The following is a 7,506-nucleotide window of genomic DNA, read 5'->3' on the forward strand; positions in this document are numbered from 1 at the left end:
GAAGCTCATAAAGTGCAGATTGCCTTCAGAAAAAGAAAACGTGGTTTGTCCCCCGTTTACGGTGCAATTATCCATATAGTAAGGGTGTCGTCAGGTGCTTGTCTTTGACATCGACGAGGCTAGTCACGAGCATTTAGGGTTGACGGGTAAAGGTCATCCGATGGGCACTTAGGGAAGTAAAAACTTCAATCTTTATCGGTTGCGTCTCATGTGCCCTAATCTTTATATTCAAACTGACCTCGATATGTAAATTCGATGCCTCGTAATATGTAGGCTGTGGTTTTTCCTTTATAAGCACAATCATAAATTGTAATAACAGTGTTTATTTTTTCAGGTGAGGTAGAGAGGTTTTTCTTTTTTATTTCAGCGATGATATCGGAGTCATAAGAAAAATCCTCGATTGCTTTTTCCAAATTTTTAGTTGGCTCTACGATATCAGCTTCAATAAAGTCGTCGTCAATAAAGCCCAGAGAAAATGCATTGCTGAACTCCGATCCTAGAGATTCTCCATCGTCAGAATAGGCAGGCGTCACTATTTCCCGAAGAGTGGATTGCTGCCAGTCGGCGTTTGCAGTCCAAATTGATACTGTTTTTTTATTACTCATCTTTTTCTCCTCAATTTTTAAGGCCAGATGGGAGAGCGTCAACTCCACCTTCTAACCTCCGACCCGGCCACTCATTGAGGGAAAAAAGGGGACAGATTTATTTTCATTTTTTAGAAAATAAATCTGTCCCCTTTTTGTCTTGTATTCTTTACAAGACTGTTGCACGAAATACTTATCTTAGGCATGTCAAAATTTCTCTGGAACATGCCGGTAAAAAGGGGGCAGATTATTTTTAATGGCTTTGGTTGATACATTTAAAAATAAATCTATCTTTTCATCTGCCCACTATTATCGATATTTGTGCTGGGCCTATTGTTTAGGCTATTTTAATGAAGCTATCGTTATTAAAATAAAATATGAACGCTTTGTAGGCAGTATCCATATCATATGAGGCGGTCTGTTCTTTTAGGTTTTTTATTATGGACGATAGGTCGTCGCAGAGTAAAACATAACGATAGCCTATTTTTGATAGCTCTGTCGGATTATCATCAGCGTCGTAGTCTTCAAAGGTGTCTGGGTTTTCGATTATTGCTTCGCAATTCAAACCCCACTCTTCTTTGTTTTTTGGTAAATACAATGCGTCTTCCCAATTTAGGTTTTCTGCATCAGAGAGAACATTAATAAATTTTGTTTTTTTCATTTGATCCACCATTTATTTTCGGCCGCCTCCCCAGAGCTCCATCCCACCTTTCTGGCCTGGATGTAGAACATCAGCAACTACCCCTCCGGATCTGTGTTGCGCCGTAGGGATGAGCTGCAAAATCCCTTCACGGTAGGCATCATGATGCCAGGTTAGTAGAGGATGTGGCTTTGACCTTGCGTGAGCGCCCTTCGGGCCAGGGCTGACTTTATCAAAAATGCCAGGATACAACGTTTCCATATGATCTTTGTAAACAGGATCATTATTCATAGTGTTGTAGAGCTGTTTATTGCCTTCCTGAAAGTGTGAAAGATCGCTTCTTCCAGGATAGTGAACGTCTTTTTCCAATGTGGCCTCATAAGCGACGCTATAGTGAGGGCTGGATTTAGGGCGGCCACTCGCATCCACAACAGGAGGTTCACACTCGATAGCCGTTAATCCCAACGGATCCACCCATCCCGTAGGGTTAGGCACATACTGATAGTTGTTCAAACCACCTGCAAGCTTGATCGGATCCGGTGTCAGAAACCGCCCGGTGCTGGGATTGTAGTAGCGGTGCCGGTTGTAATGTAACCCGGTCTCCGCATCGAAATACTGACCCTGAAAGCGCAGAGGGTTGTCGATTTCGGCGATGTCCAAGGTGGCCAGATTGCCATAGGCACGGTATTTCGCCGACCACATGATTTCGCCGCTGTAGTCGGTGAGTTCTTGAGGTGTGCCGAGGTGGTCAAGTTGGAAATAGTACGGGGTTGCCTTGACGGGGCCTTCGCCGTCGAGCATTGCCAATGGGCGGAAGCTGCCAGGCTCGTAGATGTAGGTGCGATAGCGATTCTCGGCACTTTCGGCGATCAGGCGTTCACCTTGCCAGAGAAACTCTGTGGTCTGACCATCGACGGTCTTCTCAATGCGACGACCAAAGGCGTCGTACTTGTAGCTTGCGGTGCTGCCACCGGGCAGCGAGACGCCAATCAGGCGATGCTGGCAGTCGTAGCGATATTCGGTGACCAGTTGCTGGCCGGTACCACGGCGTTCGCGACTAAGGTTGCCGTAGGCGTCGTAGTCGTAATGCCGGTCGCCTTGCATAAGCAGGCGATTGCCTTTTACGTTGGCGAGGTTCGCAGTTGGCAGATCGTTTTGACCGAGCAAGTTGCCGGCCGGGTCATGAGCGAAGGTTTCGGGGGTGGCGCCGCGAACTCTGACCAGACGATCCAGTGGATCATAGTGGTAGCTGCGGTTTCCTTTGCGGCTGTCATCGATGCCGGCCAGGTTGCCGTTTGCATCGTAGGCGTAGCGGCGCTGGAACAGATTGCGATTCTGCTGACCTACGGTGTGCGCTTGAAGCCTTCCCTGTTCGTCGTACTGATATTGGCTGAGCAGCACGCCTTGTTGGCGCTGCTGTTCACGGCCAGCGTCGAACTGGTGCGTAGTCAGGCGCGAACCGTTGAGGTCGATGCTGCTCAGCCGACCGCCGGACAAGTGGCGGTAATCGAGTGTGCTGCCATCCGGCAGGCGGCAGTGATTGAGTTGGCCGACGCTGTCGTACTCGTACCGCGTGGTGCCCCAACCTTGGTGCTCAGTGGTGAGACGATCTTGTACGTCGTACTCATAGGCGAGGGGCCAGTGGCCGTCGTCGACGTTTACCAGGCGACCCAGGGCATCGTAGCTGTAATGGATTTCTTCGCCATCAGCGAGGGTTTTGACCAGCAGGCGACCAGAGGCATCGCGCTGATACTCGGTCACCAATTCACTGCCGTCGTCACCAAACTCGGTTTTCTTCAACAGTTTGCCGTTGAGGTCGTACTCATAAGCGGTACGGCGTCCGTCGAAACCGGTTTCCTGCTGGATCAGCCCGTTCGAGTAGTAATCCAGCTGATAGTGTTCGCCGCGTTCGTTTTCGATGTCGGTGAGCAGCAGACGCGAATTATCGTAGCGATAGCGCAGTTGGCTGCCGTCCGGGTTGATGCGACGGCTGACTAGATGCAGGTTATCGGCATACTCGTAACGGGTTACGCGGCCCAGTTCGTCGCGTTCAGCAGTGACGCGGCCGTATGGGTTGTAGGTGAACGCACGGGTAGCGCCGCCGGGCAGCGTGATCTGTGCCAGACGGTTAGCCGCATCCCACTGGTAGTGGGTGATTGCACCCGTTTCAGCCTGACGTGTGATCTGGCGACCGAGCGCATCGTAGCGGTATTTGCGCTGGCCGCCGTCCGGCAGGCGCTCCTCCAGCAATTGGCCGAGATTGTTCCAGCCCAGTTGGTGGCGGCTGCCGTCGGGATGGCGGATCTCCAGCAGGCGTCCTTGGCGATCATAGGTGTAATGCGTCGAGTTGCCGTCCGGGTCGACTTGCTCAGTGATGTCACCCTGATCGTTACGCCAGTAGATCCATTTGGCGGTACCGCGATTCACCACACGGACAAAGCCCTTGTAGTACTCGTAGGTGGTCGGCGCGTCTTCTGGCGGGATCACCGCGATCAAACGGCCGGCCTCGTTGTACTGATATTCAGTGACCGCACCCATCGGGTCTTTTTCGGCGAACAGTCGGCCTTTGTCGTCATAGGCTTTTAAGTGCTCGGCACCATCCGGATCAACTTTGGCGACGAGTCGCGCCTTGTCGTCGTGGGTATAGATCTCTTCGCTGCCATCGGCGTTGGTAACGGTGACGCTGCCTTTGTCATCCCACGCATAGTGCGCATCCATCTGAGAGAAACTGGCCCAGTGATGGATGCAACGTGCGGACTTGCCTTCCTTTTCCCACTCCCAGTAGAAGCTTGCGCCTCCGGCGAGCTGCCGCTCAAGAATGACGTTCTGTTCGTTGTAGGCATAACGCTCGGACTCTCCCAGAGCGTTTGTGGCTTTGATCAACCGATGTTGAGCATCGTACTCATAGGTGGTCAGCGTCTGAACGGTGTTCCAGGCGTCTTCGAGATTGTCCGCTGGAATAAACTGCTGATAGTCGATGGCGACAATATGCTTGCGGTCGTACCGCACAAGCAATGCACGACCAGCCCCGTTATCCACGCGCTTGATTCGACCATGGATGTCACGGGTGATGTGCAGGCGATTGTCGTAGTTGTCGCTGATGGCGATCAACGTCGCGCCTTTGCTGTTGAAGCGGAAGTGATAGAACTGCGGCTTTTCGCCGGCTTGAGTCAGTACGAGTTCGGACGGATCGTCGCCAATGAAAATCGCGGCTTCTGAAAGGCTGTTCGTGATTGCCGGGCGCTGTACGCTGGGCAGCGGAAAAGTGGTGACCCGGTTTTCGTGATCGGTCCACACGACCTCGTCGCCATTGATGTCCACCCGCTGAGCGAGAGCGTGACTCCATCCATAGCCTAGACCGCAGTCGATTTCAGCCGCGCTGGTTCGGTAGAGACGAGTCCAGATGAACGGCAGCAAGCCACCCAGTTCACCATCGGTAATCGTCAACAATTCCTCGCCAGTAACCATCGATACGGGGCAATTGTTAGTACAGGTTTTTTTCGCACTGGTTGCACTTTTATCGTCCGGGGTTTTCGACTGCGTAGATACGTCGTCGAGTTTTTCCTCCGGCTGGAGCGTATGTTTGTTTTGTTTCTTGTCGCGTGGAAATGAGGAGGCGTCCTTAACCTCTTGCTTCGGAGTGTCCGCCGTTTTGGGCAGCGGACTCTGAGCAGGCTTTTGCGCCACCTGACTATGCGAAGCTTCCTTCGCTGACTGCGGTTTAGGCGCTTCGGCGACGGCCTCATCGATCTTCAATGCGGCTGTTTTGGCCGGCTTCATTGGCACATTCTTAGCGCTAACGATAATTGGCTTCGACACTTCCGCATGGGCGGGCAAAGCGTGCTTGTTGCTGAGTGTCATCAGGGTAGAGGCGAGGTCCTCAAGGTACTTGACCGCTTCTCCCGATTTGATGGTGGAGAGGACTTTGGTGCCTGCTCTAACGGCCAACCCAGCGCCACCTGTCAGGCAGATGCCCACTAGGACGTTGATCAGGAATTCCGAGGCAATCGCAGTTACTACGTCAACTACGACTTGGGGAGGCAGCATGCCCACCCAAGCCACAATGGCTGAGATATAGATAAACATCAGGGGTTCGTCGCTGAGTATCAGCAATCCTGAAGCGATCGATTCCTTGGAGGCTGCATAGAGTTTGTCGATCTCGACGTCCGACAAGTATTTTTTCAGCTTTTCGTAATTTTTCCTCGGATTGGCGAGTAGCTCGAACAGGCTTTTGATGTCATCCCACAGCTGCAACAGAGCCTTTTCAAACCCCTCGAAGGCTCGTTTGAGCAAAATCACGGAACGCCCGGCACGATCCGCTGCAGAGTAACTGGCCCATTGCGGCTTGAACTTGCTCGACCATTCGCTCTGCAACCAGCCATCAAGCTTGCCGATAACGCCTTGATAGGAGTCATAGAGCGCCTTGACGTCGCTCTGGGATACGTTGGGGAAAAAAGTGATGCGGTAAGTCTGACCTCTCTTGGCCCCCTCGATCACTTTGATGCCGCTGGGTCCGATCGTGGTTTCGATGACCGGACCGGTAACGTCGTCGTAAAAGGTACCTTTGGTAACCGGTTCCAGTTTGACTGGCGTGTTGCCAATCGGCACAAAGCGCGCGGACTCGAACATATGAATCAGCGTGAAATCACCTACCAACGGGCACGTGGCGTAGGTCTTTACCGCACCTGTTTCGGTTTTCCGTTCGGTGATGCTGACTTCGTTGCCGACCTTGAAGGTCTGGTCGACGTCCAGCGCCCAGCCAGTCCAGAAACCGTCTGCCCATTCCTTGTAATCACTCAGGCAGTTTTTGAAGTCTTTGAGGATCAAGTTCACGTCAGGTGTTTTGGCGTCCAGCACACGCAGGACCAGGGTACCAATCGGGGTATTCATGACGTGACTTCCTTTGTCAGCTCTGCGGCGAGACGCTCTGCCATCTCTTCTGTGTTTGGGTTCTGGCGCACGAAGCGCTCAACCTTTCTGCGCAAGTTGGCTTCGGGGAATTCGAAGTACAACTCAGGGCAATCTTCGGATAGCCACTGCATCAGGTTTTCAACGACGGTGGTGTGGTCCTTTTTCGCGAGAGCATCCAAAAGCGTTTGGGGGATCTCCCACCAGGGCCACTCTTTTGCGGGAGGTACCGCTCTTCTGCCGACATTGAGCATCTGTCCGTTAATCAGGTAGCGTTGGAACACCGGCAGCAATTCACCTGCTGCAGTACCTAACCCTTCAATGATCGGATGAAAATGTCGACCATCCCAGAACCTGAAAAACACCTCAGTGGCGTCCGGCATTTTTACCTGAGTCAGGCTGCGCAAATGCTCCAGCACTGTTTCCGGCGCGCTGGTGGATACCGCTAGCCAACCCCAATCCAATGCATCGGTTTCAGTAATCCATTGCAGAAAACTGGCATTGGGGCTGATCTCGGCGAGATACGGCATTACAGGAAGCCAATCGGCGTAAGGTGTTCCACTCCATATGGGCTGCAGTTGTGGTGCGGCATCTTGCTGATAGAAAGGCTTGAGCGGCTCGGAATCACTCGCCGCGCTGATGACTAAATACAAACGCTCGCCAGTCTGCAACGGCTGTTGCGCCAGCCAATCCTTAGGCGTAATTCGATCAGATGGCACAGGCACCTGCCTTGCATTTTTCGCATTCTTCGCAGAACGGCGCGTTGCGTTTGAGGGTGTTGATCTGGGCCGGGGTCAGGACCTGACCGGCCTTGTCGGCGTCGGCCTGTTTCAGGATGCCGGGCATGAGCGGGGCAGCGCCCGTGCCGCTGCCGGGGCTGCCGCCGGAGTTCATGTTGATCACCGGGCCGCTCAGGGTGACGCCGCCGGCGTCGATCTTGATGAAGCTGCCGCCGCCGATCAGGGTCAGTTCGGCGCCGGCTTCCATCACCACTTTCATGCCGCTGCTGAGGTGGATTTCCTGGCCGGCGTCGATGAACTGGCCGGTGCCGATCTTGATGTGCTGATTGACGCCGACGGTCAGGTGGTCGTTGGCGCGGGTTTCGACTTTGCGGTCGGCGTAGACGGTGTGGTGTTCTTCGGCTTTGAATTCGCTGTAGCTGTTCTGCTCGACGGTGTCGTGGCGTTCGTTGCCCACGCGGATCTTCTGGTCGTGTTCGATGTTTTCATCCCAGTCGCGCTGGGCGTGCAGGAATATCTGCTCCTGACCTTTTTTGTCTTCGATGCGCAGTTCGTTGTAGCCGCCACCGCCCATGGAGCTCAGGGTCTTGAAGGTGCTGCGGGTCTTGTTCGCCGGCAGCTCATACGGGACGGT

5 protein-coding genes are annotated in these 7,506 nt (G+C 53.3%); all 5 read right to left on the reverse strand.

All coding sequences use genetic code 11. The features are described 5' to 3' along the window. Positions 1 to 215: 215 nt before the first annotated feature. Positions 216 to 653, reverse strand: a complete 438-nt coding sequence (locus tag PMI23_RS20005) for an immunity 22 family protein (protein WP_238539546.1) — start codon at positions 651 to 653, stop codon at positions 216 to 218. A gap of 268 nt (positions 654 to 921) precedes the next feature. Continuing rightward, positions 922 to 1,245: a DUF7716 domain-containing protein gene (locus tag PMI23_RS20010; RefSeq protein ID WP_238539547.1), complete on the reverse strand. Its 324-nt coding sequence runs from the start codon at positions 1,243 to 1,245 to the stop codon at positions 922 to 924. Between the two features lie 12 nt (positions 1,246 to 1,257). Next, positions 1,258 to 6,114, reverse strand: coding sequence for an RHS repeat-associated core domain-containing protein (locus tag PMI23_RS20015; RefSeq protein ID WP_007919519.1), 4,857 nt, complete (start codon positions 6,112 to 6,114; stop codon positions 1,258 to 1,260). Then, on the reverse strand, positions 6,111 to 6,851 hold the full coding sequence (locus PMI23_RS20020) for a DUF4123 domain-containing protein (RefSeq protein ID WP_007919521.1): 741 nt from the start codon (positions 6,849 to 6,851) through the stop codon (positions 6,111 to 6,113). The genes PMI23_RS20015 and PMI23_RS20020 overlap by 4 nt, the downstream gene beginning before the upstream one ends. Continuing rightward, positions 6,841 to 7,506, reverse strand: a 666-nt coding sequence (locus PMI23_RS20025) for a bacteriophage T4 gp5 trimerisation domain-containing protein (protein ID WP_007950084.1), incomplete at its 5' end; no start/stop codon positions are given. The genes PMI23_RS20020 and PMI23_RS20025, both read right to left, overlap by 11 nt.

The organism is Pseudomonas sp. GM24 (genome assembly GCF_000282235.1).
GTDB lineage: Bacteria > Pseudomonadota > Gammaproteobacteria > Pseudomonadales > Pseudomonadaceae > Aquipseudomonas.

Coding starts and splice junctions, on each gene's coding strand:
- PMI23_RS20010 (WP_238539547.1), bottom strand. CDS start 1,245: ATGAAAAAAACAAAATTTATTAATGTTCTCTCTGATGCAGAAAACCTA.
- PMI23_RS20015 (WP_007919519.1), bottom strand. CDS start 6,114: ATGAATACCCCGATTGGTACCCTGGTCCTGCGTGTGCTGGACGCCAAA.